Annotated in this window: 26 protein-coding genes; 16 read left to right on the top strand and 10 right to left on the bottom strand. The window is 66.4% G+C overall.

The window, feature by feature from the left end; genetic code table 11:
* Window positions 1–29: 29 nt before the first annotated feature.
* Window positions 30–1217 carry a formate-dependent phosphoribosylglycinamide formyltransferase gene (purT, locus tag MG068_RS05540; protein ID WP_132809558.1) on the bottom strand — a complete coding sequence of 396 codons (1188 nt, stop codon included), beginning with the start codon at window positions 1215–1217 and terminating at the stop codon, window positions 30–32.
* A gap of 137 nt (window positions 1218–1354) precedes the next feature.
* On the opposite strand from purT, the gene MG068_RS05535 reads away from it, so the two are divergent.
* From MG068_RS05535 to MG068_RS05510, 6 genes are read left to right on the top strand one after another with little or no spacing between them, the layout of a single operon-like run.
* Window positions 1355–2236 (top strand): SPFH domain-containing protein, encoded by an 882-nt coding sequence (locus MG068_RS05535; protein WP_032127597.1) that lies wholly within the window; start codon window positions 1355–1357, stop codon window positions 2234–2236.
* Window positions 2237–2281: 45 nt separating this feature from the next.
* Window positions 2282–2461: a type II toxin-antitoxin system antitoxin gene (locus MG068_RS05530; protein WP_049398902.1), complete on the top strand. Its 180-nt coding sequence runs from the start codon at window positions 2282–2284 to the stop codon at window positions 2459–2461.
* Entirely contained in the window at window positions 2458–2637 is a 180-nt protein-coding gene (locus MG068_RS05525) for a DUF4177 domain-containing protein (RefSeq protein ID WP_032127598.1), read from the top strand. Before MG068_RS05530 ends, MG068_RS05525 begins: the two co-directional genes overlap by 4 nt.
* Window positions 2638–2640: 3 nt before the next feature.
* The gene (locus MG068_RS05520; protein WP_132809556.1) at window positions 2641–3234 is read left to right on the top strand and encodes a PH domain-containing protein; all 594 of its coding nucleotides are present in this window, start codon (window positions 2641–2643) and stop codon (window positions 3232–3234) included.
* 9 nt (window positions 3235–3243) lie between these two features.
* Window positions 3244–4053, top strand: coding sequence for a M15 family metallopeptidase (locus MG068_RS05515; RefSeq protein WP_132809554.1), 810 nt, complete (start codon window positions 3244–3246; stop codon window positions 4051–4053).
* Between the two features lie 30 nt (window positions 4054–4083).
* Window positions 4084–4377, top strand: coding sequence for a hypothetical protein (locus MG068_RS05510; RefSeq protein ID WP_132809553.1), 294 nt, complete (start codon window positions 4084–4086; stop codon window positions 4375–4377).
* A 57-nt stretch (window positions 4378–4434) separates the two neighbouring features.
* Here the strand turns inward: MG068_RS05510 and MG068_RS05505 are convergent, their stop codons facing one another.
* The 4 genes from MG068_RS05505 to MG068_RS05490 all read right to left on the bottom strand — a co-directional run bounded on the left by MG068_RS05505 (window position 4435) and on the right by MG068_RS05490 (window position 8067).
* Window positions 4435–4806 (bottom strand): DUF423 domain-containing protein, encoded by a 372-nt coding sequence (locus MG068_RS05505; protein WP_019659313.1) that lies wholly within the window; start codon window positions 4804–4806, stop codon window positions 4435–4437.
* A gap of 103 nt (window positions 4807–4909) precedes the next feature.
* Window positions 4910–5983 carry a polyketide cyclase gene (locus tag MG068_RS05500; protein ID WP_032127602.1) on the bottom strand — a complete coding sequence of 358 codons (1074 nt, stop codon included), beginning with the start codon at window positions 5981–5983 and terminating at the stop codon, window positions 4910–4912.
* A gap of 234 nt (window positions 5984–6217) precedes the next feature.
* Window positions 6218–6859, bottom strand: a complete 642-nt coding sequence (locus MG068_RS05495) for a response regulator (protein ID WP_006424175.1) — start codon at window positions 6857–6859, stop codon at window positions 6218–6220.
* Window positions 6859–8067 carry a sensor histidine kinase gene (locus MG068_RS05490; protein ID WP_132809551.1) on the bottom strand — a complete coding sequence of 403 codons (1209 nt, stop codon included), beginning with the start codon at window positions 8065–8067 and terminating at the stop codon, window positions 6859–6861. The genes MG068_RS05495 and MG068_RS05490 overlap by 1 nt, the downstream gene beginning before the upstream one ends.
* A gap of 151 nt (window positions 8068–8218) precedes the next feature.
* Between MG068_RS05490 and MG068_RS05485 the strand changes: the two genes are divergently transcribed.
* From MG068_RS05485 to MG068_RS05465, 5 genes are read left to right on the top strand one after another with little or no spacing between them, the layout of a single operon-like run.
* Window positions 8219–8815, top strand: a complete 597-nt coding sequence (locus MG068_RS05485; protein ID WP_032127604.1) for a GNAT family N-acetyltransferase — start codon at window positions 8219–8221, stop codon at window positions 8813–8815.
* A complete protein-coding gene (gene minC, locus MG068_RS05480; RefSeq protein WP_050509775.1) occupies window positions 8761–9609 on the top strand; it encodes a septum site-determining protein MinC in 849 nt (282 codons plus the stop codon). The genes MG068_RS05485 and minC overlap by 55 nt, the downstream gene beginning before the upstream one ends.
* Window positions 9610–9644: 35 nt before the next feature.
* Window positions 9645–10454, top strand: a complete 810-nt coding sequence (minD, locus tag MG068_RS05475; protein ID WP_010483375.1) for a septum site-determining protein MinD — start codon at window positions 9645–9647, stop codon at window positions 10452–10454.
* Between the two features lie 2 nt (window positions 10455–10456).
* On the top strand, window positions 10457–10717 hold the full coding sequence (gene minE, locus MG068_RS05470) for a cell division topological specificity factor MinE (RefSeq protein WP_004148073.1): 261 nt from the start codon (window positions 10457–10459) through the stop codon (window positions 10715–10717).
* 46 nt (window positions 10718–10763) lie between these two features.
* Entirely contained in the window at window positions 10764–11243 is a 480-nt protein-coding gene (locus tag MG068_RS05465; protein ID WP_049398895.1) for a hypothetical protein, read from the top strand.
* Between the two features lie 226 nt (window positions 11244–11469).
* Here MG068_RS05465 and MG068_RS05455 read toward each other — a convergent pair whose 3' ends face one another.
* From MG068_RS05455 to MG068_RS05445, 3 genes are all read right to left on the bottom strand, one after another.
* Window positions 11470–12714: a DUF819 family protein gene (locus MG068_RS05455; protein WP_032127606.1), complete on the bottom strand. Its 1245-nt coding sequence runs from the start codon at window positions 12712–12714 to the stop codon at window positions 11470–11472.
* Window positions 12715–12855: 141 nt separating this feature from the next.
* The gene (locus tag MG068_RS05450; RefSeq protein WP_132809548.1) at window positions 12856–14934 is read right to left on the bottom strand and encodes an alpha/beta hydrolase family protein; all 2079 of its coding nucleotides are present in this window, start codon (window positions 14932–14934) and stop codon (window positions 12856–12858) included.
* A 214-nt stretch (window positions 14935–15148) separates the two neighbouring features.
* Window positions 15149–17113, bottom strand: a complete 1965-nt coding sequence (locus MG068_RS05445; protein ID WP_032127608.1) for an OPT family oligopeptide transporter — start codon at window positions 17111–17113, stop codon at window positions 15149–15151.
* A gap of 200 nt (window positions 17114–17313) precedes the next feature.
* On the opposite strand from MG068_RS05445, the gene MG068_RS05440 reads away from it, so the two are divergent.
* Both MG068_RS05440 and MG068_RS05435 read left to right on the top strand, forming a co-directional pair.
* Window positions 17314–18462, top strand: coding sequence for an acetyltransferase domain-containing protein (locus MG068_RS05440; RefSeq protein ID WP_132809546.1), 1149 nt, complete (start codon window positions 17314–17316; stop codon window positions 18460–18462).
* A 79-nt stretch (window positions 18463–18541) separates the two neighbouring features.
* Window positions 18542–20296: a peptide MFS transporter gene (locus MG068_RS05435; RefSeq protein ID WP_071227761.1), complete on the top strand. Its 1755-nt coding sequence runs from the start codon at window positions 18542–18544 to the stop codon at window positions 20294–20296.
* A gap of 58 nt (window positions 20297–20354) precedes the next feature.
* On the opposite strand, the gene MG068_RS05430 is transcribed toward MG068_RS05435, so the two are convergent.
* Window positions 20355–22337, bottom strand: coding sequence for an alpha/beta hydrolase family protein (locus MG068_RS05430; RefSeq protein WP_132809544.1), 1983 nt, complete (start codon window positions 22335–22337; stop codon window positions 20355–20357).
* 167 nt (window positions 22338–22504) lie between these two features.
* Entirely contained in the window at window positions 22505–23140 is a 636-nt protein-coding gene (locus MG068_RS05425; protein WP_005408523.1) for a LysE/ArgO family amino acid transporter, read from the bottom strand.
* Between the two features lie 138 nt (window positions 23141–23278).
* Between MG068_RS05425 and MG068_RS05420 the strand changes: the two genes are divergently transcribed.
* The 3 genes from MG068_RS05420 to mqo all read left to right on the top strand — a co-directional run bounded on the left by MG068_RS05420 (window position 23279) and on the right by mqo (window position 26742).
* Window positions 23279–24184, top strand: a complete 906-nt coding sequence (locus tag MG068_RS05420; protein WP_071227763.1) for a LysR family transcriptional regulator ArgP — start codon at window positions 23279–23281, stop codon at window positions 24182–24184.
* A 183-nt stretch (window positions 24185–24367) separates the two neighbouring features.
* Complete coding sequence (locus MG068_RS05415) at window positions 24368–24814, top strand: GNAT family N-acetyltransferase (RefSeq protein WP_132809542.1); 447 nt, start codon at window positions 24368–24370, stop codon at window positions 24812–24814.
* 227 nt (window positions 24815–25041) lie between these two features.
* On the top strand, window positions 25042–26742 hold the full coding sequence (gene mqo, locus MG068_RS05410) for a malate dehydrogenase (quinone) (RefSeq protein ID WP_132809540.1): 1701 nt from the start codon (window positions 25042–25044) through the stop codon (window positions 26740–26742).
* The last annotated feature ends 34 nt before the right edge of the window (window positions 26743–26776 follow it).

Below are 26776 nucleotides of genomic sequence, written 5' to 3'. Positions count from 1 at the left end.
GACTTAATCCCCTCCGTCCCCTTTTTGCTTTACGGGCGCAGTTCGACGCCGATGGCGTCGGCGGCATCACGCGCGATGGCGCGCGCTTCGTCGATGGTTTCCGCGCGCGCCAGGGTCACGCCCACGCGGCGATGGCCGTGCACGCTCGGCTTGCCGAACAGGCGCACGGCGGTGTCCGGCACCTGCAGGGCGGCGGCGACGTTGTTGAAGTACGGCACGCCCTCGCCATGCGCCAGCAGCGCGCACGAGGCCGACGGGCCACTCTGGCGGACCACCGGGATCGGCAGGCCGAGGATGGCGCGCGCGTGCAGCGCGAACTCGCTCAGTTCCTGCGAAACAAGCGTCACCAGGCCGGTGTCGTGCGGGCGCGGCGACACTTCGCTGAACCACACCTCGTCGCCCTTCACGAACAGCTCGACACCGAACAGGCCCCAGCCACCGAGGTCATCGGTGATCACGCGCGAAATCTCTTCGGCACGCGCCAGTGCCGCGCTCGACATCGGCTGCGGCTGCCAGCTTTCGCGGTAATCACCGTCCTTCTGCAGATGGCCGATCGGCGCGCAGAACGAGGTGCCGCCGGCATGGCGCACGGTCAACAGGGTGATCTCGTAGTCGAAATCGATGAAACCTTCGACGATGCAGCGGCCGGCACCGGCACGGCCCCCGGTCTGCGCGTAGTCCCAGGCCGGGGCGATGTCCGCCTCGCTGCGCAGCGTGCTCTGGCCCTTGCCCGAGGACGACATCACCGGCTTGACCACGCAGGGCAGGCCGATGGCGGCCACAGCGGCGCGGTACTCGGCTTCGGTATCGACGAAGCGGTAGGGCGAGGTCGGCAGGCCCAGGGTTTCGGCGGCCAGGCGGCGGATGCCTTCACGGTCCATGGTCAGGCGGGCGGCGCGCGCGGTCGGGATCACCCGCAGGCCCTGCTCCTGTTCCAGCTGGACCAGGGTTTCGGTGTGGATGGCCTCGATCTCCGGCACCACCAGGTGCGGCTGCTCCCGGGCGATCAGGGCACGCAGCGCCATCGCATCGAGCATGTCGATCACGTGCGAGCGGTGCGCGACCTGCATGGCCGGGGCATCGGCATAGCGGTCGGCGGCGATCACTTCCACACCCAGCCGCTGCAGCTCGATGGCCACCTCCTTGCCGAGTTCGCCCGAGCCCAGCAGCAGCACGCGGGTGGCGGAGGGGGACAACGGAGTTCCAAGCTTGGCCATGGCGGTTCCAGCAGCGATGTGAAGGCGGGTGGGCATTCTAGCTGGCCGGGCACCCCGGCCATGGCATCCGACGAACGGTAGTCGATAAGTGATATCACTTTGATATCTTCATTCCGAACCCTCAAGGACGTACCGCCATGAAAGAGAAGTCGCTGTCTTCGCTCAACGGCCTCGGCACGCTGGCCGGCGCCCTGCTTGTCGCCCTCGCCGGCGGCGCCCTGTTCGTACTGGGGGTAGCAGCCAAGGCCAGCACCGGTTCCCCCAACCTGCTGCTGATGCTGGCAGGCATCCTGGTGGCGGCGCTGGCGATCTTCGCCCTGGCCGGCCTGTACACCGTCCAGCCCAACCAGGCGGCGGTGCTGAGCCTGTTCGGCAAATACGTGGGCACCGTGAAGGACAACGGCCTGCGCTGGAACAACCCCTTCTACGCCAAGCGCCGGGTCAGCCAGCGCGTGCGCAACTTCGAGAGCGGCAAGCTGAAGGTCAACGAGCTGGACGGCAGCCCGATCGAGATCGCCGCGGTCATCGTCTGGCAGGTGGTCGATGCCTCCGAGGCGGTCTACAACGTGGACGACTACGAGAGCTTCGTGCACATCCAGTCCGAATCGGCACTGCGCGCGATGGCCACCAGCTACCCCTACGACCAGCATGAGGATGGCCAGCTGGCACTGCGCAGTCATGCCAGCGAGATTTCCCAGCACCTGAAGAACGAACTGGCCGAGCGCCTGGCCGACGCCGGCGTGCAGGTCATCGACGCACGCATCAGCCACCTCGCCTACGCCGCCGAAATCGCCCAGGCGATGCTGCAGCGGCAGCAGGCCAACGCGGTGATCGCCGCACGCACGCGCATCGTTGCCGGTGCGGTCGGCATGGTCGAGATGGCCCTGGCCGAACTGCAGAAGAACGGCGTGGTGCAGCTGGACGAGGAACGCAAGGCGCACATGGTCAGCAACCTGCTGACCGTGCTGTGCTCGGACCGCGGCACCCAGCCGATCGTCAATGCAGGCTCGCTGTATTGAGCCACACTCGCAACGGGGCGCCCCACCGCCCCGCCAGGAGCCCCCATGAGTGAGAAGAAAGCCTACCCGCTGCGCATCAACGCCGACGTCCTGGCTGCGGCGCAGCGCTGGGCTGATGACGAACTGCGCAGCCTCAACGCTCAGATCGAATACGTGCTGCGCGACGCGCTGCGCAAGGCAGGACGCCTGCCCAAACCCAAGGCATCGCCGGAGGACAAGGAATGAGCAAGCGCTGGAGCTACCAGACGATCGAGGTCAAGACCTCCATGATGGGCGTACTCAAGGCCGAGGATGTCCAGGCCGAGCTGAGCCGGCAGGGCCAGCTGGGCTGGGAGCTGGTCAACATCATCATCCCCGCGCCGATGCGCCCGGCCATGCTGGTGTTCAAGAAGGAGGCCTGAACCATGGGCGGCAGTGACCCGAAACCCTTTGACGTGGCCGAGAGTTCGCCGCTGCGCGTGCTGTGGATCGTGCTGCCGCTGCTGGCTGCCTTCGTGGCCTGCCTGTATGCGCAGCTGTACAAGGCACCGGCGAACGCACCCTGGATCGAAGTAACGCTGTCGCCGCCCTGGTTCCGGATGGGCGGCAGTGCGGCATGGAGCCTGATCGTCATCGCTGTACTCGCTGTCGGGCTGGGGGCCGCCTTCTTCCGCCGCCGGGTGGAGCTGGCCGGCAACGTGCTGGACGTGCGCTCGACGATGTACCGGCGGCGCGTGCCGGTGGCGCAGCTGCGGCTGGACCAGGCCGAGGTGGTCGACCTGCAGCGTGACCGCCGCTATGGCATCCGTGTCAAAACCAATGGCTATTCAATGCCGGGCTTCTACTCGGGCCACTTCCGCCTGCAGGGAGGCGGCAAGGGCTTCGCCCTGGTCACCGACCGTGCGCGTGTCCTCGCCCTGCCGGTCAGTGATGGCAGCACGCTGCTGCTCAGCGTGGACCGGCCGCAGGCGCCGCTCGATGCGCTGCGCAAGGTGGCCGCGTCGGCACCACGGCAGTAAGCTGAGGCGATGCAACGACGCCTGCCCCTGCTGATCAATACCGAGGCCATCGAACTGTGGCCTGCCGACCTGCTGCGCGCGCGCAGCAACCTGGATGCACGCCTGCTGTCGCAGGCGCAGTGGGTGCTGCGGCGCAAGCGTGATGGCCGCTATCTGGCGGCGGTACTGCCGCACGGCGTGCATTCGATGGTGCCGCGCCTGCCGCGCGAGCCCGGGGTCGAGGAAGCATTGGCGCTGCTGGATGCCGCGGCTGCACGGCCCTTCGGCGCCGGACTGGAAGATCAGTGGCTGCCGCTGGCGGGGCTACAGCAGCGCCTTCAGCAGCTGGGACTGGATCCACAGCGCTATGCCGACCACAGCGGCCTGCCGCTGGAACCCGAACCCTGCCTGCTGCACTTCGCCGGCCGTGATCGTTTCGCCCGCCCGCTGTGGCTGCGCCAAGGCGCCGCACAGGGCTGGCGGCGGATGCGACTGCACGCAGCACAGGATGGCATTGCGCTGGACGCCATCTCCGGCTTCCGCAGCCATGCCTACCAGTTGGGCATCTTCGAACGGAAGCTGGCGCGCGGCTTGAGCGTGGCGGAGATCCTGAAGGTCAATGCCGCCCCGGGTTTCAGTGAACACCACAGCGGCCACGCGCTGGACATCGGTACACCGGGCGACGCCCCGGCTGAAGAATCGTTCGAAGCCACCGACGCGTTTGCGTGGCTGCAGGCGAATGCCGGTGGGCATGGCTTCCAGCTGAGCTACCCGCGCGACAACCCGCATGGGATCGTCTACGAACCTTGGCACTGGTGCTGGAGACCGGCCAACGGCTGAGCCCCTCGTGGCGGCTGCACGGCGAACTTCATGGAGCTGTCCGGGCGGATTCCGCGTGTGCCCGCCACGAAATGGGACAAGAAGGCAAAGGCAAAGCTCGAAGCCCCTGTAACGGATCAGCGCGCAGCTGTTGGGTCCGCCTTCAAGCGAGCCGAGCACCGCAGGTCCGGCGAGGGCGAAGAGGTGCGGGTGTCTGAGCGCAGCGAGTTCCCGCACCGTCCCTCGACGGGCCGAGGAGCACAGGGGACCGGTGCGCAGCACCGGCTCGCGGCCGGCGGCGCGTTTCTTTTGGTTACTTTTCTTTTCGCGCGAAAAGAAAAGTAACGCCCATGAACCCTTAGGATCGCATCGGCATGGATCGAAGCGACAGCCCTGCGACCGTCACCGCCTCAACGCATTGATCGCCAGCAGCACCCATCCGGCCATCATGCTGGTGCCACCGATCGGTGCCATCCGCGTCGGCCACTGCCACAACGCACCGCCCACCAGGCTGCCGGAAAACAGCAGCACGCCCAGCAGCAGCACGTACAACGCCAGGTGCGCGATCGCACCCTGCGCGCGCGGCCCGAGCGCCACCAGTACCGCGCCATGCGCGAACGCATAGAGCGCCGCCATGTTCAGATGCTGCTGCGCCAGCGGGTCGGCCACACCGTGCGAGGCATAGGCCGACAGGCCGATAGAGGCGGCGGCCAGCAGCGCCCCCAGGCAGGCCAGCAGTGATGGCTTACGTGCGCGACGTTCGAGATTGAACATGTGGGCTCCTTGCGCAGCGCCCTTGCCGGGCGCCAGATGAAAAAAAACGCGCCGCAATGAGCGGCGCGTTTTCGTGTCCAACACTACATGGGTCAGCCGAGGCTTACTTGACGGCCCAGTAGATGTCGTAGGTCGCTTCCGGGGTGAACGACTTGTCCAGACCGTCCTTCCAGGTTTCGTACGGGCGATCGACCACTTCCGAACCGTTGGTCACAGCCCAGGCACGCAGGCCGTTGCGGGCCACGTCCAGACCCGCCATGTGGCCGGTGTAGGCGGCATGCGCCGAACGGTGCGGGGCCACGTGCACGTACTTGACCGGAGCGCCGCCGTCGATCTTGACGGTCAGCTCTTCAGCAGTGGCACCTTCAGCACCCTTCTTCTTCACCGGCTGGGCGATGTCGAAGGCGTACTTTTCCTGACCGAAATCGGTGGTGATGATGCGGAACGGACCGGCGGCTTCAAGGCCATTGGCCTCCATCACGCGCTTGATCCACTCCTGGTTGTCCTTGATGGACTTGGTGATCGTGTCCTGACCGCGGTCCACGTTACCGGCGTTGACGACCAGCAGGTCTTCAGCCGGCACATTGACGATGGCCAGATCGGTCAGCGGGGCTTCCGGGGTGCGGTAGTCCACGTTCGGGACGCTGGCCAGCATGTTGGCCATACGCGACAGACCCATCTTGATGTCGTCGCCGATCTGGCGGCTGACATACAGGCCGGCATAACGGCCGAACAGGTCGAAGCCGTACTTCACCGAGTAGTCCTGGGTGATCTTGACGTTGCGGCCACCCTTGCCGGTCGGCTCCAGCGTGAAGGTGGTGATCTTGTCGTGACCCTTGGTGGCGTCATCGATGGCGATCGCAACACGCTTGTTCTCTTCGGCTTCGGTGATCTTCCAGGAACCGGTGCCCAGGTCCTTGGAGGTGAAGTCGAGGGTGGCACCGACGCCGGAGGCCGGGCCGGACAGCTTCAGTTCAACGGCGGGATCGCGCAGTACCAGCGGGTTCCAGTCCTTGAAGCGGCGCAGGCTGCTGACCGTGTCGTACACGATCGTCATCTTGCGGTTGGTCTCGATGCTTTCGGTGATGTGACGCTCGCCCGGCAGACATACGCCAATGATGACGAACAGGCCAGCCACGATCCCCAAGGCGATCAGGAACTCGATAATACGGGTCATTCAGAGAGTCTCCGGGGCCGATCCCACGGCCGGGTTGATTGAAGCGAAGCGCCAATCCTAGCAGGCTTCGCGGGCATTGTTTATCGGGATTGGCGCACCGGTTTCCCTGCCGGCTGCGTATTTGTATGGACAAAGAATTCGAAGGGTACCGCATACCGATACCCGTGAAGTAGGGGGCAACCCCACCCGAGGGCCATGACTGGACCTCAAGTCATTGTCCTGAAAAGGTTTTCCTCAGACCAGCTGGAGTTCGAACGCCTTCAGTACGGCGCGCGTACGGTCGCGCACGCCCAGCTTGGACAGGATGTTGGACACATGGTTCTTGATGGTGCCTTCGGCCACACCCAGCGAGTTGGCGATCTCCTTGTTGGAGAAGCCACTGGCCATCAGGCGCAGGATCTCGGTTTCGCGGTCGGTCAACGGGTCCGGGCGGTCCAGGCTGACGAACTCGTTGCGCATGTGCTCCAGGCCGGAGAGCAGGCGCTGGGTCACGGCCGGCTGCACCAGCGAACCGCCGTCGGCCACGGTGCGGATGGCACCGACCAGCTGCGCCAGGGTCACGTCCTTGAGCAGGTAGCCCTTGGCTCCGGCCTTGAGCCCGGCCAGCACCAGCTGGTCGTCGTCGAAAGTGGTGAGGATGATGGTCGGTGGCAGCTGCTCCTGGCGCGACAGCACCTGCAGCGCCTCCAGCCCGGACATCACCGGCATGCGCATGTCCATCAGCACCACGTCGGGGCGCACCTGCGGTATCAGCTCGACCGCCTGCCGGCCATCGCCGGCCTCGGCCACCACCTCGATACCGTCGTCGAGCGCCAGCAGGGAGCGGATTCCCTGCCGCACCAGGGTTTGGTCGTCGACCAGGCAGACGCGAATCATCAACGCACTCCTTCAGGAACCTTGGTAAGGGCGGCCACCAGCACCGTTGCCGGCACCGTCGCCCGCAGCCGGAAGCCTTCACCGGGACGGGTTTCGACCTGCAGCTGGCCACCACATTGTTGCAGGCGCTCGCGCATGCCGCGCAAGCCATTGCCCACATTGACCATATCCGCGCCGACGCCGTCGTCGCGGGCCTCCACCACCACCCGGTCGGGGGCTTCACGGTACACCTTGATCCACAGGTGGCGGGCGCCGGCATGGCGCACCGCGTTGGTGATGATCTCCTGGGTACAGCGCAGCAGCACGTGGGCCCGCTGCGGGTCCTCCACGTTCAGCGGATCCTCGATCTCCAGCTGGATGTCCAGCGAGGGCACGTTCTCGGTCAGCGGGCGCAGCGCCGCCGCCAGATCGATGGCGCCGGTCTCGCGCAGCTGGCTGACCACCTCACGCACGTTGCCCAGCAGCAGCTTGGCCAATGCGTGGGAACGCTTCACATGCTCCAGCGCCTGGCCGTCGGCCAGGTGGCCGGCCACTTCCAGGTTCAGGGTCAGCGCGGTCAGCTGGTGGCCCAGCAGGTCATGCAGCTCGCGCGAGATGCGCGTGCGCTCATTGACCCGGGCGCTCTCGGCCAGCAGGGCGCGGGTGGCACGCAGTTCCGAGTTGAGCCGGCGCTGTTCGTCGCGGGCCTCGGCCTGGCGACGGGCCACCAGCGCGATCACGAACACGAAGCTGGAGAAGCCCATGTAGCCCACCGCCTGCAGCACGGCGATGAACGGCGGGAAGCCCAGCGGCTGGATGTAGACCGGCAACACCGCCAGGTTGCTGGCCACCAGCCAGACCACGCCGATGCGCGGCCCCAGCAGCCATGGCAGCAGGCCGGCCACCACCATCAGCAGGATGCTGCCCAGCGCGGTACCGGAAAAATAGCTCACGCCGATCGCGCAGGCGGTCAGCAGGATCAGCGCCGCGTGGTCGAAGAAGCCCGGACGGCCCTCGCCCAGCGAGCGGGTCAGCGCCCAGTACACGATGCCGAAAGCCAGGTAGGCCGAGGCCCAAGGAATGATGCGGAAGCCGGCTTCGCCGTCCAGCGTCTCCAGCGTCAGCGAGACAGGATCGATCAGGTAGATCGCGAGCCAAAGGCCGACGGTGCCCCAGGTGAACAACCCGGAGTAGCGCAGCATCGCATTGTGGTTCAGTCGGGCCAGCATCCCTCATCGTAGCCCGTGCACGGCCGCTCCCAAGCGCCGAAAGTCATGCTCGGGCATATCCCCTGTTCATGCCGCAGCCCACCCCGGGCATGCAATAATCGTGCGCAGGGTCCAATTTGACGGACCAACCGCGTTACCCCACGGAGTCACAATGTCGATTGTCATCCGCGACGTGCGCGAGCACGAGCTCGATTCCGTCCTGGCTTTGAACAACAACGCTGGCCTGGCCATCCTTCCCCTGGATGCGGCCCGCCTGCGCCTGTTCTACGAAACCGCTGAGTATTTCCGCGTCGCCGAGCGCGACGGCAACCTGGCCGGCTTCCTGATCGGCTTCGGCAGCGACAGCCAGCACGACAGCAGCAATTTCGCCTGGTTCAAGCAGCAGCTGGACACCCCGTTCTTCTATATCGACCGCATCGTGGTCGCCAGCCGCCGTCGTGGCGGTGGCGTCGGCCGTGCGTTCTATGCCGACGCGCAGAGCTTTGCCGAGCTGCGCTACCCGCAGATGACCTGCGAAGTCTTCCTCGACCATGGCGCCGATGCCGCCCTGCTCTTCCACGGCAGCTTCGGCTTCCGCGAGCTGGGCCAGAACACCATGCCGCAGGTCGACGTGCGCGCCAGCATGCTGGCCAAGGAACTGTGCAGCTACCCGTGGGTCCAGGAGACCTACGGCGGCAAGCTGCCGGATGTGGCATGGACACGTGCCCGGCATCTGCCGGCGCAGGCACAGCGGCCGACGGGGACCTGAGCGTGGCGGTGAATTTCGATTACGAACAGGCCGGTGAACTGAAGATCGGCCAGGTGGGCATCGCCAACCTGCGCATCCGTACCCTTGATGTCGAACGCCTCGTGCAGGAAATGCGCGAACGCGTCACCCGTGCGCCGAAACTGTTCGGCCGCGCCGCGGTGATCCTCGACTTCGGCGGCCTGAGCCAGGTGCCGGACGTGGCCACCGCGCAGGCGCTGGTCGATGGCCTGCGCAGTGCCGGCGTGCTGCCGGTGGCGCTGGCCTATGGCACCAGCGCGGTCGACCTGCTCTCGCAGCAGCTCGGGCTGCCACTGCTGGCCAAGTTCCGCGCCCAGTACGAGCGTGCCGAGGCCGAGCCGGCCCCGCCGCCGCCGCCCGCGCCGGAACCGCGTCGCGCAGCCCGTGCCGAACCGAAGCCGGCACCGGCCACGCCGGTGGCCAAGGTTGCCGACGCCGCCGCACCGCAGCCGGGCCGCATGCAGCTGGGCAACGTGCGTTCGGGCCAGCAGCTGTACGCTGAAAACTGCGACCTGACCGTGATGGCCACCGTCGGCGCCGGCGCCGAGGTCATCGCCGATGGCAGCATCCACATCTACGGCACCCTGCGCGGCCGCGCGCTGGCAGGGGCACAGGGCAACACCGCGGCACGCATCTTCTGCCGTGATTTCCATGCGGAACTGGTCGCCATTGCAGGCCACTACAAGGTACTGGACGATGTCCCGGACTCCCTGCGCGGCAAGGCCGTGCAGGTGTGGCTGGAACAGGACCAGATCAAGATCGCTGCGCTGGACTGACGCAGCACCCAAACAGAATCATCAGGAGAAGTCCTTTGGCTGAAATCATCGTAGTCACCTCCGGCAAGGGCGGCGTCGGCAAGACCACTTCCAGCGCGAGCCTGGCCTGCGGCCTGGCACGGCGCGGCAAGAAGGTGGCGGTGATCGACTTCGACGTCGGCCTGCGCAACCTCGACCTGATCATGGGCTGCGAACGCCGCGTGGTGTACGACTTCGTCAACGTCGTGCACGGCGAAGCGACCCTCAAGCAGGCCCTGATCAAGGACAAGCGCTTCGAGAACCTGTACGTGCTGGCCGCCTCGCAGACCCGCGACAAGGACGCACTGACCCAGGAAGGCGTGGGCAAGGTCCTGAAGGACCTGGCCGCCGACGGCTTCGACTACATCATCTGCGACTCCCCGGCCGGCATCGAGAAGGGCGCCTTCCTGGCGATGTACTTCGCCGACCGTGCGGTGGTGGTGGTGAACCCGGAAGTGTCGTCGGTGCGCGACTCGGACCGCATCATCGGCCTGCTCGACTCGAAGACCCACAAGGCCGAGTCCGGCCAGGACGTGCCGGCCTTCCTGCTGCTGACCCGCTACACCCCGCTGCGCGTGGAAAGCGGCGAGATGCTCAGCATCGCCGACGTCGAGGAAGTGCTCGGCCTGAAGGCGATCGGCGTGATCCCCGAGTCGGGTGACGTGCTCAACGCCTCCAACAAGGGCGAGCCGGTCATCCTGGATGTCGAGTCCGCAGCCGGCCAGGCCTACGACGACGCCGTCGCGCGCATCCTCGGCGAAGAACGCCCGATGCGCTTCACCAACGTCGAGAAGAAGGGCTTCTTCAGCAAGCTGTTCGGAGGGTAAGCATGGGCCTGTTTGATTTCCTCAAAGCGAAGAAGACCACCGCCGAAACCGCCAAGAACCGCCTGCAGATCATCATCGCGCAGGAACGCAGCAACCGCGGTGGCCCGGACTACCTGCCACTGCTGCAGCGCGAACTGCTGGAAGTGATCAAGAAGTACGTGAACATCGACGTCGATGCAGTGAAGGTCGACCTGGTGAAGGATGGCCAGCACGATGTACTGGACATCTCAGTGGCGCTGCCTGAAGGCCCGGACAAACCCTGATGCTCTGCCCCGCCCGTGCCTGCACGGGCGGGGCTGCCTGACCCGCATGACCGATACGACAACCGCCGTGGACATCACCTGCGTGGGCGACATCGCCTTCGCTGATGCGCAGTGCCTGCTCGCCGCGCATGGCCTGCAGCTGCACCACGTCGCGGCCGGTGAACCGATTCCCGGCAGCTACTGGGGCGAGCCCGAGGCCGGCATCATCGCCAGCAACGTGTACGTGCGCGATGACACGCCCGTGCACTCGATGCTGCACGAAGCCTGCCATCTGATCGTGCTGCCGCCGGAGCGGCGTGCGCAGGTGCATACCGACGCCACCGACTCGGTGGCCGAGGAAGATGCCACCTGCTACCTGCAGATCGTGCTGGCCGGGCAGCTGCCTGGCGTTGGCAGTGCGCGGTTGATGGCCGACATGGATGCCTGGGGGTATACGTATCGGCTGGGGTCTACGAAAGCGTGGTTTGAAGAGGACGCCGAAGACGCGAAAGCGTGGCTGGTCGAACGCGGGTTGCCGGTGGCGTAAAGCCGCGGGCGCGGTTGGCCACGGGCGCGTGGCGACGCGCCGGACCTTGCGGCGCCCCTCTTTTCACTCGGCGCGGTTCGAGCAGGACGCCGAAGACGCGAAGGCGTGGTTGATCGAACGCGGATTGCCGGTGGCGTAACGCATCGGTAGTGCCGGCCGTTGGCCGGCAACCTCATGAACCCGTGCAGCATTACCTGGTTGCCGGCCAGCGGCCGGCACTACCCCATCAGCCCTGCCCTGCCAGCGCGCGCAGGGTAATGCCGACGATGTAGGCCAGGTAGGTGCCGGTGGCGTAGCCCATCGTGCCCAGCAACACGCCCACCGGCGCCAGGGCCGGATGGAACGCTGCAGCCACCACCGGCGCCGAAGCCGGGCCACCAATGTTCGACTGCGAACCGATCGCGAAATAGAAGAACGGCACCTTCAGCAGCTTGCCCAGGCACCACAGCAGCGCGATGTGCACGGCAATCCAGATCAGGCCGAGCAGGAACAGCCACGGGCGGTCCAGCAGCGCCAGCAGATCCATCTGCATGCCGATGCAGGCAATCAGGAAGTACAGCAGCAGCGAACCCAGCCGCGAGGCGCCCGCACCTTCCAGCGTGCGTGCACGGGTGAAGCTCAGGCTCAGGCCCAGCGTGGTCGACAGCACCACCACCCACACGAACGGCGCATCCAGGCTGAACTGCGAGGCCCAGCTGACATTGGCCTTGAACCATGCCGCCAGCGGCGCACCGATCGCGTGTGACAGACCCACGCCGCCGAAGGCCACCGCCACGATCAGCATCAGGTCGGTGAGGCTGGGGACGCGCTCATGCTCGGCCTGGAAGCGCGCGATGCGCTCCTTCAGCTCATCGATGGCCGACGTGTCGGCACCGCTGCGCGCGTCGATCTTCGCTGCGCGCCCGGCCAGGAAGATCAGCGCGGCCATCCACACGTAACCGACACCGACATCGACCACCGCGAACTGGCCGAACGTGGTGGCGTTGACGTCGAACACTTCGCGCATCGCCAGCATGTTGGCACCGCCGCCGATCCAGCTGCCGGCCAGTGCGGCCATGCCGGCCCAGGTGTCACCGGCCACCGTTTCCGGATGCAGCGCGCGCATCACCAGGAAAGCCACCACCGCTCCCAGCATGATGCTGGCGGACGCACCCAGGTACATCAGCACCAGCTTCGGGCCGAGCCGCAGGATGCCTTTGATGTCCACCGCCAGGGTCAGCAGGATCAACGCTGCCGGCAACAGGATGTCGCGTGCGATCGGGTTGTAGAGCTTGGTGTTCTGACCGTCGATCAGGCCGACGGTGTTGTAGATGCCGGGAATCAGGTAGCACAGCAGCAGTGCCGGCACGAAGGTGTAGAAGCGTTTCCACAGGCCCTGCTCGCGCGAGGCGGTCCAGAACACGGCGCCCAGGGTGGCGGCGATCAAACCGAAGACGACGATGTCGTTCTGGATCAGGGCGGTCGAGGGCATGCAGGCGCTCTGGGTAGAGCCGGCCGCTGGCCGGCTGCTGTTGGCGGCAGATCAGGAAGGTGTGCCGACCAACGGTCGGCACCCACCGGTACAGCAGATGGCGAAACAAAAGCGCCGCCCCGAAGGGCGGCGCTGCAGTCATCAGTTGCCGATGTGCTGCTTCAGCCAGGCATTGACGGTGTCATGCCACAGGATGCTGTTGTTCGGCTTCAGCACCCAGTGGTTTTCATCCGGGAAGTACAGGAACTTCGATTCGATGCCCTGGCGCTGGGCAGCAGTGAACGCGGCCAGGCCCTGCTCGACCGGAATACGGAAGTCCTGCTGGCCGTGGATGACCAGGATCGGCTTCTTCCAGTCCGCCACGTGGTTGACCGGGTTGAACTTCTCGTAGTTCGCCGCCTTCTGGTACGGCGTACCGCCCTGCTCCCACTCGGTGAACCACAGTTCTTCGGTGGCGTAGCCCATCATGCGCTGGTCGAACACGCCGTCATGGTTGACCAGGCACTTGAACGGGCCGTTCCAGTTGCCGGCGATCCAGTTGACCATGAAGCCGCCGTAGCTGGCGCCCAGCGCACAGGCCTTGTCACCGTTGAGGAAGGAATACTTCTTCAGCGCCGCGTCCCAGCCCTTCTGCAGGTCTTCCAGCGGACGGTCGCCCCAGTGCTGGCTGATCGCATCGGTGAAGGCCTGGCCATAGCCGGTGGAACCGTGGAAGTCGATCATCACCACGGCGTAGCCCTGGCCTGCATAGGTCTGCGGGTTCCAGCGGTAGCTCCAGCCATTGCCGAAGCTGCCCTGCGGGCCGCCGTGGATCAGGAACGCGACCGGGTACGACTTGCCTTCCTGGTAGTTGTGCGGCTTGACCACATAGCCGTGCACGGTGTCGTTGTTCCAGCCCTTGAACTCGAACTGTTCGTAGTCGCCGAAGCTGACATCCTTGAGCACCTCGCCGGCAGACGGGGTCAGCGCGCGCAGTTCGCCGATGGCTTCGCCCGCGGCCGGCAGCAGGCCGACCAGCACCTGGTCGTTGCTCTTCAGGCTGTTGCGGGTGATCGCCACGCTGTTGCCGGCCACGTCGACCGAGGTCACGCTGCCGTCGCCGATCAGTTTGGTGGCCTTGCCGCTGGCCACGTCGATCTGGAACAGCGGGTGCTCGCCGAGATCATCGGCAGTGGTGTAGATGCTGGCGCCGTCGGCGGACAGGGTGATGCCGCCGGCCGAACGATCCCACTGCGGGGCGATCTCACGGCTCTTGCCGCTGGCCAGGTCCATCGCCATCAGGCCGAAACGGTCGGCCTCGAAGCCCGGGCGCTTCATCGCACGGTAGAACAGGGTCTTGCCGTCGGCACTGAACACCGGGCCGGCATCCCAGGCCGGATTGGAGGCGGTCAGATTGACCGGCGCCTGCTTGCCCGCAGCGTCGAAGCGGTACAGGTCGAAGTTGGTCGACCACGGCTCCTGCTTGCCGGCCACGCGGATGCTGGCCACCACGCTGGCGCCATCCGGCGACCACGCGAAATCGTCATTGCCACCGAACGGCTTGGACGGTGCATCGCCGTCGATGGTCGCGCTCAGCGCCGAGGCGCCCTTGACCGCCCCGGCCTTGCCTGCCGGCAGCGGTGCCACGAACAGGGTGTTGCGGCGGCCGTCGTTCCAGGTATCCCAGTGGCGCACGAACAGCGAATCCCACACCTGGCCGCTGGCCTTGGCGTCCTTCTTTTCCTTCAGCTTCTTCTCGGTGCAGGCCAGATCCGAGGCACAGGCCTGGAACACGCCGGCACTGAACAGCACGCGGTCGTCCTGCGGTGACACGTGGTAGCTGTCCACGTCCACCGGGAAGTCGGTCAGCTGGCGCGGGGTGCCGCCGTTGATCGGCTGCGCGTACAGCTGCTGGCTGCCGTTCTTGGCACTGAGGAAATACACGGTCTGGCCATCGGCCGACAGCGACGCGGAATTGACGCTCCAGCCAGCCGGGGTGATCTGCTTCGGCGGAGCGGCGTCACGCGTGCGCAGGTTGCGCGCGAACAGCGCGGTGGAGGCCTTCAGGTTGGCGTCCACGCTGCGCTTGGCGAACACCACAGTGCCACCGTCCGTGGTCAGTACCGGCGCGGAGACGCGGTCCATGGCCACCATGTCGCGGACTTCCAGGCCACGGGCAGCGGCAACGCTGGGCAGGGCAGCCAGCAGGCTCAGTGGCAGCAGGGCATGACGCAGTTTCATCGAGGTCTCCGCAGGACGGCAAAAAACCGATGGTAGGCCCGTGCGGCCGGGGCTGCCAAGGCCATCGGTCATGGCTGCGCGCGGGGTTGGCCCCGCCGCCAGAAAAAGCAAACCGCGCCGTAGCGCGGTTTGCGGTAGTGCCGGCCGCTGGCCGGCAACCAGGGGTATCACGGGATTCCGGGATTGCCGGCCAGCGGCCGGCACTACCCATCCCTTACGCCTTGGTGTACTTGCCGGTGCGGTAGATCAGCCAGCCCACCAGGAACAGCACGGCCAGGCCGATCCACTGCGCGCCCGGCAGGTGGAACGGCACGGCCAGCACGTCGGCGCGGCTGCTGACCACGATCGGAATCGCGATGGCGATGCCCATCAGTGCCTCACCGGTGATCAGGCCCGCAGCGAACAGCACGCCCGGCTTGTGCACGCGGTCGCGGCCTTCTTCGTCATCGGCGCGCACCTTGTGGAAGCGCTCGACCAGGTGGGCGATCAGGCCGCCGAGGAAGATCGGCACCATCAGCTCCAGCGGCAGGTAGATGCCGATGGCGGCGGCCAGCACCGGCACGCGGAAGCGTGCGTTGCGCGACTTCAACCAGCTGTCGAAGGCGATGATGGCGGCACCGACCACGGCACCGATGCCGATGAAGGTCCACGGCAGTTCGCCACCGAACAGGCCCTTGGCCACCGAGGCCATCAGGTTGGCCTGCGGCGCAGCCAGCGCGTTCGGGTGCAGCTCGGACTTCACGCCGATGCCGTAGGCGGTGGCCAGCAGATTCAGCACCGGGGCCATGATCAGCGCGCACGAGAAGGCACCGATGCCCAGCATCAGCTGCTGCTTCCACGGGGTGGCGCCCACGATGTAACCGGCCTTGAGGTCCTGCAGGTTGTCACCACCGACCGCTGCGGCGCAGCACACCACCGCGCCGATCATGATCGCCGCCACCGCGCCCAGCGGCGCACCGCCGGCACCGACCGGCTTGAGGCCATCGGCGCCCAGCAGCACCACCAGCACGGCCGAGGCGAACAGGATGGTGGAGATGGTAATGCCCGACACCGGGTTGTTGGACGAACCGATCAAGCCGGCCAGGTAGGCCGAGACCGACACGAACAGGAAGCCGGCAACGATCATGATGATGGTCATCGGGATCGACACGTGCCACTGGCCCACGATGGCCTGGTACAGGGCCAGCAGCGGCAGCACGAAGACCACCAGGGCCACCAGCATCCACTTCATCGGCAGGTCGCGCTCGGTGTGCGCCAGCACCGGGCCACCGCTCTTGCGGGCGGCGGCAAAGCCGCTCTTGACGCCATTGAGCAGCGACTTGCGCAGCGAGATCAGGGTCCAGATGCCGCCGATCAGCATTGCGCCGACACCCAGGTAACGCATCTTCGCGCCCCAGATGGCGAACGCCGCTTCGGTGGAGGATGCCGTGGCGACCGACGCGGCCAGTGCCGGATCGGTGTTCATGAAGAACGCCTGGTAGATCGGAATGGCGATGTGCCAGGTCAGGATCGAGCCGGACACGACCACGATGCCGACGTTGAGGCCGACGATGTAGCCCACGCCCAGCAGTGCCGGCGACAGGTTGGTACCGATGAAGGCGGTGACCTTGGAGCTGCCGACGTAGGCCGAGGTGGCCCAGGCGTCGGGAATCAGGCGCATGCCGCTTTCCGCAGCCAGCTTGACGAAGGCACCGATGACTGCCGACAGGCCGAGGATCTTCAGGCCCGGGCCCGGGTTCTCACCGGCCTTGAGCACTTCGGCCGCGGCCTTGCCTTCCGGGAACGGAAGCGGGTCTTCAACGATCATCGAACGGCGCAGCGGCACCGAGAACAGCACGCCCAGCAGGCCACCGAGGCCGGCGATGCCCAGCACCCACCAGTACTTGAAGTCCGGCCAGTAGCCCATGATCACCAGCGCCGGGATGGTGAAGATCACACCGGCGGCGATCGACGAACCGGCCGAGGCGCCGGTCTGCACGATGTTGTTTTCAAGGATGGAGCCACCGCCCAGCAGGCGCAGCACGCCCATGGAAATCACCGCGGCGGGAATGGCGGTGGCGATGGTCAGGCCTGCGAACAGACCGAGGTAGGCGTTTGCGGCCGACAGCACCACCGCCAGCACGATGGCCAGGGCCACTGCGCGGAAGGTGAGCTGCTTGGGCGCAGCGTCGTGGTTCATGGAAGCCCCTGCTGGCAAAAAATCCCTGCCACGCTAGCGTTCAGGGCAGATCAAGTCCAGCGTGCCAAAGGATGGGGGCGTGTGCTGCAGCGCAATGGGCCAGTACGTGGACCGGCAATCGACCGACCCGGCAAAGTCCGGCTGGGCGCGAAGCAAATGATATGTTATATCTTAATGCTACCTTGCTGTTACTGCATCGCATGCCCCCTTCCCCCTCCCCTCGCCTGGCCTCCATCGACCAGCTGCGCGGCACCGTGATGCTGTTGATGTTGCTGGACCACGTGCGCGAGACCTTCTTCCTGCAGCATCAGGTAAGCGACCCGATGGACGCATCGACGGTCTCTCCCGGCCTGTTCGCCTGCCGTCTGCTGGCGCATCTGTGCGCCCCGGTATTCGTGCTGCTCACTGGTCTGTCGGCCTGGCTGTACGGCCAGCGCCAGGCGGATCCGCGCCGGGCCACGGCCGCCTTCCTGCTCAAGCGCGGGCTGTTCCTGGTCGTGCTGGAACTGACCCTGGTGAATTTCGCCTGGACCTTCCAGCTGCCGCCGGAAACGCTGTACCTGCAGGTGATCTGGGCCATCGGGCTGAGCATGATCGCGCTGGCCGGCCTTCTGTGGCTGCCGCGCCTGGCCCTGCTGGTGCTGGCAGTCGCGGTGGTGACCGGGCACAACCTGTTGGACGGCGTGCGAGTGGAAGGCCACGGTCTGCTGGCGATGCTGTGGAAAGTGCTGCACCAGCGCGACTGGATCGAGACCGGCGCGCTGCGCCTGCGCACTTCCTACCCGGTGCTGCCGTGGATCGGGGTAATCGCGCTGGGCTACCTGATGGGGCCGTGGTTCGCCCGCGACCGCGACCCGGCGCAACGCCAGCGCTGGCTGCTGTGCGCAGGCGTCGGCGCGCTGGCCCTGTTCGCCCTGCTGCGGTTCGCCAACCAGTACGGGGATGCACCGTGGCAGTACCAGACCAGCACGCTGCGCACCTGGATGAGCGTGTTCAACATCACCAAGTACCCGCCGTCGCTGCAGTTCCTGCTGTTGACCCTGGGCGTGGGATTGTTGCTGCTGCGCCTGTACGAATGGCCGCCACTGGCGCGTGCGCTGCGCCCGCTGGCCGATGTCGGCGCCGCGCCGATGTTCTTCTACCTGCTGCACCTGTATGTGCTGAAGGGGCTGTACCTGGCCGCGCTGGCGATCTGGGGGCCGACACACGGTGATCTGTACGCACTGGATTCGGTGGCCGGCCTGCTGCTGGTGGCCTGTGCGCTGGCGGTGGTGCTGTATCCGCCGACGCGGGCATTTGCGCGGTTCAAGGCACGAAGGCGCGATCTGGCGTGGCTGCGGTACCTGTGATCGCCCAGGCCAGTCCGGCAATCCACGCATGGCGTGGATCTACTGAAAGCGGATCGGGCCACAGGCCTATAATTCCGCGATGAATTCCACCGCTATCGCTTCCGACGATTTCCTGGGCCATCCCAAGGGCGTCTACGTCTGCTTCTTCACCGAAATGTGGGAGCGCTTCTCCTTCTACGGCATGAAGGCGCTGCTGCTGCTGTATCTCACCAAGTACCACCTGTTCGGCGACAAGGCCGGCCTGGACCTGCTCGGTGCCTACGGCGGCCTGGTGTACTGCATTCCGGTGTTCGGCGGCATGCTGGCCGACCGCTGGCTGGGCATGCGCCGGGCGGTGCTGTTCGGCGGCATCCTGCTGGTGCTCGGCCACCTCGGCATGGCATTCGAAGGTCACGCGGCCTATCGGGTCAACGGTGAAGTGGTGCGCGATACCTCGGCACTGGCGGTGACCTACCTGTCGCTGGCGCTCATCATCATGGGCGTCGGCTTCCTCAAGCCGAACATCTCCACCATCGTCGGCAAGCTGTACGCCAAGGACGACCCGCGCCGTGATTCGGGCTTCTCGCTGTTCTACGCCGGCATCAATCTCGGCGCACTGTTCTCGTCGCTGGTGTGCGGCTTCCTCGGCGAGGCCTATGGCTGGAAGTACGGTTTCGGTGCGGCCGGCATCGGCATGCTGGCCGGCCTGGCGATGTTCCTGTGGGGCCAGAAGTACCTGCAGGGCCATGCCGAACCGCCGCAGCCGGCCGCGCTGAAGCAGAAGGTGCTGGGCCTGCCGCGCGAATGGCTCATCTATCTGTGCGCGATGCTCGGTGTATTGCCGGTGGCGTGGTTGATGTGGGCAGCCGGCAACGGCGCGTTCGCGCTGGGCGGTGAAATCAGCCTGGCACTGATGCTGATGCTGGTGGTGCTGGGCGGCGTGCTGGTCTGGTTCGCCTGGTTCACCGGCAGCAAGTGCACGCCGGTACAGCGCCAGCAGATGATCGCGCTGATGGTGCTGATCTTCATGGCACTGGTGTTCTTCACGATGTACGAGCAGTCGTATGGCTCGTGGGTGACCTTCACCGACCGCCTGCTGACCAAGGACATCGTGCCCTCGCTGGTGATCACCGGCGGTACGCCGCTGCCGTGGTCGATCATCTCGCTGCTGCTGGCACCGCTGGGCTTCGTGGTCAGCGCGCGCCTGTCCGAACGGCGCCCCGGCTCGACCGCACCGCGTGCGTTCTTCATCGGCATCGTTGCGCTGATGCTGGTGCTGCTGGTGCGCGACTGCCTGGTGATTCCGCAGACCGCCGGTTCGCTGACCTACCTGGGCGGCCTGTTCCTGGTGCTGCTGGCACCGGCCTTCGCCGCGCTGTGGACCTGGATGGACCGCCGCGGCTGGGAACCGGGCAAGCCGGTGAAATCAGCGTGGGGCCTGGTGATCGGTGCGCTGTCGTTCGTGCCACTGGCACTGGCCGCACAGCAGGTCGGCGCCACCGGCGAGATGGCCAGCGTGTGGTGGCTGGTGCTGGCCTACTTCCTGCTGGCCAGCGGTGAGATGTGCCTGTCGCCGGTCGGCCTGTCGGCAGTGACCCAGCTGGCCGTGCCGCGGGTGATGAGCCTGATGATGGGCACCTGGTTCCTGGCCACCGCATTCTCGGAAACGCTGGCCGCGCTGTTCGGCAAGCTGGCCGCGATCGAGGTGCCGGAGGGCGAATCGCTGGACATGGTGGCCGCTGCCGGCGCCTATGCGCACCTGTTCTGGCTGCTGATGTGGATCGGCCTGGGCTGTGCGCTGGCCGCCTTCATCGCCGCGCCGCTGCTGAAGAAGATGATGCACGGGGTCAAGTAAGCCTGATGCAGGCGAACTCCGGGGGCGGCGGATCGATCATCCGCCGCCCCCGGCTTGTTCAGGGCGCGCTGCTCTTCTCCGCAGGTGCGGCCTGCCCGGCCACCTGGCCCCCCAGGCTGCGCGAGAGGAAGGCCAGCAACCTGCTGTAGTACGCACGTTGGTTGGCAGGGGAATAGAAACCATGCCCTTCATTCTTGACGTACAGGGTTTCCACCGGCGAGCCGGCCTTCTTCAACGCAGCTTCCATGCGTTCGCTGTGCACGATCGGCGCACGTTGATCCTGGCCACCCGCGGCCAGGAATACCGGCACCCGCACCTGCGCGGCCAGATTCACCGGGGAACGCTCTGCCAGATCCTTGGGCGATCCCAGCCAGTTCCGCAGGTAGGCCAGGCCTGACTCGTCGCTCTGGATGTCTCCGCGGGCGTACATCAACGGCAGGTCGTAGATGCCGACGTAGCCGGCCGCGCACTGGTACAGGCCCGGTTCGCGCACCGCCCCCATCATCGCCGCATAGGCACCGTAACTGGCCCCATAGATGCAGATGCGGTTCTTGTCGGCCACGCCCTGTTCGATCGCCCAACGCGTGGCATCGGTGACGTCATCCTGCATCGACAGCCCCCATTGCTTTCGCGCGGCCTGCATGTGGGCCCGGCCATAGCCGGAAGAGCCGCGGAAATTCACCTGCAGTACCGCGTAACCTGCCGCCGCCAGCATCTGTGTCTCGGTGTCATAGGCGCCCTGGTCGGCAACACCGATCGGACCTCCGTGCGGCACCACCACCATCGGCAGCGCCCGGGCCTCGCGGCCATGCGGGACGGTAAGGAAGCCATGCAGCGGACGCCCATCACGCGCCGTCAGGCTGATCGGACGCACCTCCGCCGCCAGCGCGGGGTCGATCCAGTCGCTGCGGCTGATCAGGTGCCGTGCACTCTTGCCAACCGTGTCATAGAGATAGAAATCGCCCGGATTGCTGCCTGACCAGGTTTCCACCAGCACCGTCTTGCCATCGCGCGTGCTGGAGGTGATGTAGACCGCTCCGCCCAGGCCGGCTTCGAGGCTGCGGTACAGGCGAGCGTCGTCCGAGGCGTCATCGAAGAATGCCGTTCGCGGCGCACTGCCAAGGAACAGGGCCCCGACCGGCACGCGGCTGCCGGGGTGCCGGATGATGCGCGCCGGGTCGGCACTCCCATCGCGCAGCACGGTGCGTCGTTCATTGCTCTGGGGGTCCCAGCTGACAATGGCATCAGGTCCATCTGCCTGCTCGACCTGCAGGTACGCCAGGCGACCATCGGCCGAGAAGCCGAGCGGCGCCTCGATGCGCTTGCTCAGGGATTCATCATTGAGCAGGACCCAGTCGCTGTTGCTGCCCGTGCGGTAGTAGAGCTTCTGCGTGCCATCGGTAACGACAGCGCGTGCGAAACGCACCTCGCCCTGCTCATCGGTCGTGAAGTCCGCATCGGGAATGGGAGCGCGCGCCACGGCGTTGCGGCGACCGGTGATCACGTCCAGGCGCTCGACCTGCGCATGCGAACTGCCGACCAGCGGGATCACCGTCACCAGCGCGTTGCGGTCATCGTCCTTGAGTTCATCACTGAGGTAGGCGGCCACCAGGCCTGCCGGCTTGACCTTGATGTTGGTGCCCAGGCTCTGGTCGGCAACCCGGTACCCCACCAGCAGCTCGCCGCCCTTGCCGTTGGCATTGATACCGAACAGTTCGCCGGTCGGCGTCGGCCGGTCCAGCACACCGAACTTCTGTGCCATGCCCACCAGCAGCCGCTCGTTGCTGACCCAGTCGAAGGTGTGGGCGTGATCGTTGCGGGGCGGGCGGAAGCTGCCGACCATCTTCATGTCGGCAATGCGGTAGATCGCCAATGCGGTTCCCGCCTCCAGCGGAACCGTCGCGGCGATGTACTCGCCCCCTGGTGAAATCTTGATGTCGGTAAACGACTCCTGCCGCAGATAGCGATCCAGGTCCAGCGTTGCGGCCGATGCCCCACCCACAACCGCGCCCAACAGTACAGCCAGCACAATCCTGCGCATCCTTCCCCCATGGAAAACCGGACACCCTGTCCGGATGCACGATTCTAGGCACGTGACCGTTTGCCGCGCCACATCGGCAGAAAAAACGACGGCACCGTTGCCGGTGCCGTCGTTACCACTACCTTGGAGAGAGAGTCAGGACGTGGGTTCGGGGGGCATGCGCCGGGTCAGTGGACCCCGCGCACCGCCAACGTAAGGGCCAGGATGCTGAGGATCACGGCGATGGTGCCGTCGAGCACGCGCCAGGTACTGGGCTTGGTGAACAGCGGCGCCAGCAGGCGTGCGCCCAGGCCCTGCGCGGTCAGCCACAGGCAGCTGGCAGTCACCACGCCGGCGGCGAAGGCCATGCGGGCGTTGCCGAAGTTCTCGGCGATCGAGCCGATCACCATCATGTCCAGCCAGAAGTGCGGGTTGATCAGCGAGAAGCCGACCGCAGCCATCAGCACCGCGCGGCGGCTGCCGTCGTCGCTGTCAGCCTCGCCCATGCCGCCGCCACCGGCAATCGCACGGCGTGCCGACTTCATGGCGTACCAGGCCAGGAACGCCACGCCGGTCCACAGCACGGCGGTGGTCAGCCACGGCAGCGCCGAAGTGAGCGTGCGCAGGCCAGCCACGCTGGCAAAGATGAAGATCGCATCGATGGCCGCACAGGTGGCAACCACCGGCACGATGTGCTTGCGCAGGATGCCCTGGCGCAGAATGAAGGCGCTCTGGGCCCCGACCACGGCGAACAGGCCGATGCCGGTAGCTGCACCAGAGAACCAGGCACCGAGGCCGGTGCTGGCGGAGATGACCGAGAACATGGGATTCACTGCCTTTACTTGCTTGGGGGGACGGTGCCTCGCGAAGGCGGACAGCACCGGAACGGGCGCCATTGTCGCGCCGCAACATGAAAAAGACGAGCTAAACTTCCTAAACCAACATTAGCGGAACTTAATTCGATGCGTATCGACCATGCCCAGCTGCGCGCCCTCGCCGCAGTGATCCGCGAAGGCAGCTTCGACCGCGCCGCGCAGTCGCTGAATGTCACGCCCTCGGCCATCTCGCAGCGGGTCAAGGCACTGGAGGATCGGGTCGGTCGCCTGCTGGTCAAGCGCGGCACCCCAGCCACCGCCACCGCCGAGGGCCAGGTGCTGGTGCAGCTGGCCGAGCAGACCGCCCTGCTCGAGCACGACGCCCTGCACCGGATGGGCCTGGCCGATGAGGACCTGCCGCAGGCCAGCATTCCGGTGGCGGTGAACCACGACAGCCTGGAAACCTGGTTCCCGCAGGCCGCCTCGCAGTTCGCACAGAGCACCGGCACCACCCTGGACCTGCGCGTGGAGGACCAGGACCACACCGTCGAACTGCTGCGCCAGGGCACCGTGCTGGGCGCGGTGACCACCCTGGACGAGCCGGTGCAGGGCTGCCAGATCCATGCGCTGGGCAGCATCCGCTACGCGGCGACCTGCACCCCGGAGTTCCGCGAGCGCCATTTTGCCAAGGGCGTGACCGCCCAAGCCCTGGCCACGGCACCGGTGCTGGTGTTCAACCGCAAGGATGAGATGCAGTCGCGCTTTGCCCGGCGCATGGCCGGCGACGACCTGCCCAGCACCGCGCCCACCTGGTGGATTCCCTCCACCCGCGCGTTCGTGCAGGCCAACCTGGGCGGCATGGGCTGGACCATGAATCCCCTGCCCCTGGTCAAGCGGCATCTGGACGCCGGCCGCCTGGTCTACGTACGCCAGCGCGCGTGGGAAGACGTGCCGCTGTACTGGCAGCACTGGAAGGGTGACGTCCAGACCATGGCCCTGCTGACCCGCGCCGTGCTGGATGCCTCCTCAGCGCTGGTGCGGCGCAAGCGCTGAGGCAGCCCTGCAAAAAAGGGGACGGAGGGGATTAAGTCGTTTAAGGCCCATACGACATTCTGGGCAAAGACGACTTAATCCCCTCCGTCCCCTTTTTGCTCCATCCAATCTCCACGAAGTCTCCACACCAGGTCCATGCGCGATGCGGATACTGGTCGGCCGATCACTGCAAGGATGCCCTGCATGCCTGTATTCGTCCGCGATGCGCGCCCCGAAGATGCCGCCGCCTGCATCGACCTGCGCGGGCGCACCCGCGAGAACGCCTTCAGTGCCGCGCAGTTGGCGGAGCTGGGCATCACGCCGGAAAGCTGGGCGGCCGGCATCACCCAGGGCGATTCGATCGGCCGCGTCGCCTGGGAGGGGGAGCGCATGGCCGGTTACTGCTTCGCCGACCGCGACAGTGGCGAGGTGCTGGTGCTGGCCCTGCTGCCGGACTACGAAGGCCGTGGCATCGGCCGCCAGCTGCTGCAGGAGGTGGTGAGCCTGACCCGCGATGTCGGCCATGCCCGGCTGTTCCTGGCGTGCTCGGCCGACCCGCGTTCGCGCTCGCATGGCTTCTACCGGCGCCTGGGCTGGCGCCCGACCGGGGAGATAGATGAGGCCGGTGACGAGATTCTGGAGCTGGTCTGATTGAGGGCGTCGCCAGGCATGGCCTGGCGCTACTGGGGCTACGATCGCCAGGCTGGGCCCGCCGCTCACGTGACGGGGCCGCGAAACGTCGGATGCTGCGTTGCATCAAAAACGGACCGGATCCGGTTAGAATCGCGGATGGATGGCGCAAGGCGTTGTTTCTTCACGCCCTTTCCCTGCCCCACGCGCATCCTGACCCCTTCCCCTCCGCCAACGATCCCGCCCCCATGAAGAAATTTGGCAAGGCCCTGCTCGCCCTGCTCGTGCTGCTGTTGCTGGCCGCCGCGCTGTTCCTGTACTGGCCGCTGACCCAGCGCTCGGTGCCCGCCGCCAGCAACGACAAGCCCGTCGACGTGGTACTGGTCGGCGCCGGCATCATGAGCATCACCCTGGCCACCTACCTGCAGGAACTGCAGCCGGACTGGAACATCCAGGTCTACGAACGCCTCGACGGCGTCGCCGGTGAAAGCTCCGACGGCTGGAACAACGCCGGCACGGGCCACTCGGCCTTCGCCGAACTGAACTACACCCCCGAACTGCCCGACGGCAGCATCGAGACCAAGCGCGCGGTCGGCATCGCCGAATCGTTCGAGGTCTCGCGCCAGTTCTGGTCGCACCAGGTGAAGGAAGGCCGGCTGAGCCAGCCCAGCGACTTCATCAACCCGACCCCGCACATGAGCTTCGTCTGGGGCGATGACAACATCGCCTACCTGCACAAGCGCCAGCAGGCCCTGGTGAAGAATCCGCTGTTCTACGGCATGCAGTACTCCGAGGATCCGGCACAGATCAAGCAGTGGGCACCGCTGCTGATGGAAGGCCGTGACCCGAAGCAGAAGGTTGCCGCGACCTGGATGCCGCTGGGCACCGACGTCAACTTCGGCGTGATCACCCGCCAGCTGACCGCCGGCCTGCAGCGCAGCCCGAACTTCAGCCTGCACCTCAACCACGAAGTGAGCGCGCTGCGGCAGAACGCCGACAAGAGCTGGAACGTGACCGTGAAGGACCTCAAGGCCGGAACCGAGTCCACCACCCACGCCCGCTTCGTGTTCATCGGTGCCGGTGGCGCCGCGCTGAAGCTGCTGCAGATGTCCGGCATTCCGGAATCGAAGGACTACGCCGGCTTCCCGGTCGGTGGCCAGTTCCTCGCCTTCCAGGGCCAGGACGTGACCTCGCGCCATGGCGTGAAGGCCTACGGCATGGCCGAAACCGGTTCGCCGCCGATGTCGGTGCCGCACCTGGATGCGCGCAAGCTGGACGGCAAGCCGGTGGTCCTGTTCGGACCGTTCGCGCTGTACAGCACCAAGTTCCTCAAGCACGGCTCGTGGTGGGACCTGTACTCCTCGGTCACCCACAACAACGTTGGCCCGATGCTGGAAGTGGGCAAGGACAACCTGGACCTGGTGCAGTACCTGATGGCCCAGGCACGCCTGAACGATGCCGATCGCCAGGCCGAACTGGTCAAGTACTTCCCCAATGCCAAGCCGGGCGACTGGAAGCTGGTCACCGCCGGCCAGCGCGTGCAGATCATCAAGCGTGATCCGCTGAAGGGCCCGGTGCTGCAGTTCGGTACCGAGATCGTGACCGACAAGGACCACACCATCGCCGCCCTGCTCGGTGCCTCGCCGGGTGCATCGACCTCGCCGCCGATCATGCTGGACCTGATGGCCAAGGCCTTCCCGGACCAGATGAAGGCCGGCTGGGAAACCCGCCTGCGCGAGATCGTGCCGTCGTACGGGCGCAAGCTCAACGACAACGCCGCGCTGGTCAACGAGATCCGCACGCTGACCAGCCAGACCCTGCGCCTGCCGTACCTGGAGGTGCCGGTGGACGCCAATGCGGCGGCTCCGGACCCGGCGGTAGTGCCGGCAGCGGTTCCGGCACCAACCAAGGAAAAGCGCAACGCCAATGAGGAACTGCAGGCGCTGTAAGCCTGGCAGATTCCCTGCAGCAGACACGGACGGC

Source organism: Stenotrophomonas sp. ASS1 (genome assembly GCF_004346925.1).
Taxonomy (GTDB): Bacteria; Pseudomonadota; Gammaproteobacteria; order Xanthomonadales; family Xanthomonadaceae; genus Stenotrophomonas; species Stenotrophomonas maltophilia_A.
This window is presented reverse-complemented; position numbering and strand designations above follow the sequence as displayed.

What these genes read in the sequence shown, in the direction of transcription:
- MG068_RS05525 (WP_032127598.1), top strand. Translation starts at nt 2,458, where the DNA reads ATGAGCAAGCGCTGGAGCTACCAGACGATCGAGGTCAAGACCTCCATG.
- MG068_RS05455 (WP_032127606.1), bottom strand. Translation starts at nt 12,714, where the DNA reads ATGCCCTCGACCGCCCTGATCCAGAACGACATCGTCGTCTTCGGTTTG.
- MG068_RS05420 (WP_071227763.1), top strand. Translation starts at nt 23,279, where the DNA reads ATGCGTATCGACCATGCCCAGCTGCGCGCCCTCGCCGCAGTGATCCGC.
- minC (WP_050509775.1), top strand. Translation starts at nt 8,761, where the DNA reads ATGGACACGTGCCCGGCATCTGCCGGCGCAGGCACAGCGGCCGACGGG.
- MG068_RS05485 (WP_032127604.1), top strand. Translation starts at nt 8,219, where the DNA reads ATGTCGATTGTCATCCGCGACGTGCGCGAGCACGAGCTCGATTCCGTC.
- MG068_RS05505 (WP_019659313.1), bottom strand. Translation starts at nt 4,806, where the DNA reads ATGTTCAATCTCGAACGTCGCGCACGTAAGCCATCACTGCTGGCCTGC.
- MG068_RS05450 (WP_132809548.1), bottom strand. Translation starts at nt 14,934, where the DNA reads ATGAAACTGCGTCATGCCCTGCTGCCACTGAGCCTGCTGGCTGCCCTG.
- MG068_RS05515 (WP_132809554.1), top strand. Translation starts at nt 3,244, where the DNA reads ATGCAACGACGCCTGCCCCTGCTGATCAATACCGAGGCCATCGAACTG.
- MG068_RS05415 (WP_132809542.1), top strand. Translation starts at nt 24,368, where the DNA reads ATGCCTGTATTCGTCCGCGATGCGCGCCCCGAAGATGCCGCCGCCTGC.
- MG068_RS05435 (WP_071227761.1), top strand. Translation starts at nt 18,542, where the DNA reads ATGAATTCCACCGCTATCGCTTCCGACGATTTCCTGGGCCATCCCAAG.
- minE (WP_004148073.1), top strand. Translation starts at nt 10,457, where the DNA reads ATGGGCCTGTTTGATTTCCTCAAAGCGAAGAAGACCACCGCCGAAACC.
- MG068_RS05495 (WP_006424175.1), bottom strand. Translation starts at nt 6,859, where the DNA reads ATGATTCGCGTCTGCCTGGTCGACGACCAAACCCTGGTGCGGCAGGGA.
- MG068_RS05425 (WP_005408523.1), bottom strand. Translation starts at nt 23,140, where the DNA reads ATGTTCTCGGTCATCTCCGCCAGCACCGGCCTCGGTGCCTGGTTCTCT.
- MG068_RS05445 (WP_032127608.1), bottom strand. Translation starts at nt 17,113, where the DNA reads ATGAACCACGACGCTGCGCCCAAGCAGCTCACCTTCCGCGCAGTGGCC.
- MG068_RS05510 (WP_132809553.1), top strand. Translation starts at nt 4,084, where the DNA reads ATGGAGCTGTCCGGGCGGATTCCGCGTGTGCCCGCCACGAAATGGGAC.
- MG068_RS05520 (WP_132809556.1), top strand. Translation starts at nt 2,641, where the DNA reads ATGGGCGGCAGTGACCCGAAACCCTTTGACGTGGCCGAGAGTTCGCCG.
- MG068_RS05430 (WP_132809544.1), bottom strand. Translation starts at nt 22,337, where the DNA reads ATGCGCAGGATTGTGCTGGCTGTACTGTTGGGCGCGGTTGTGGGTGGG.
- MG068_RS05530 (WP_049398902.1), top strand. Translation starts at nt 2,282, where the DNA reads ATGAGTGAGAAGAAAGCCTACCCGCTGCGCATCAACGCCGACGTCCTG.
- MG068_RS05465 (WP_049398895.1), top strand. Translation starts at nt 10,764, where the DNA reads ATGACCGATACGACAACCGCCGTGGACATCACCTGCGTGGGCGACATC.
- MG068_RS05535 (WP_032127597.1), top strand. Translation starts at nt 1,355, where the DNA reads ATGAAAGAGAAGTCGCTGTCTTCGCTCAACGGCCTCGGCACGCTGGCC.
- MG068_RS05440 (WP_132809546.1), top strand. Translation starts at nt 17,314, where the DNA reads ATGCCCCCTTCCCCCTCCCCTCGCCTGGCCTCCATCGACCAGCTGCGC.
- MG068_RS05500 (WP_032127602.1), bottom strand. Translation starts at nt 5,983, where the DNA reads ATGACCCGTATTATCGAGTTCCTGATCGCCTTGGGGATCGTGGCTGGC.
- MG068_RS05490 (WP_132809551.1), bottom strand. Translation starts at nt 8,067, where the DNA reads ATGCTGGCCCGACTGAACCACAATGCGATGCTGCGCTACTCCGGGTTG.
- purT (WP_132809558.1), bottom strand. Translation starts at nt 1,217, where the DNA reads ATGGCCAAGCTTGGAACTCCGTTGTCCCCCTCCGCCACCCGCGTGCTG.
- mqo (WP_132809540.1), top strand. Translation starts at nt 25,042, where the DNA reads ATGAAGAAATTTGGCAAGGCCCTGCTCGCCCTGCTCGTGCTGCTGTTG.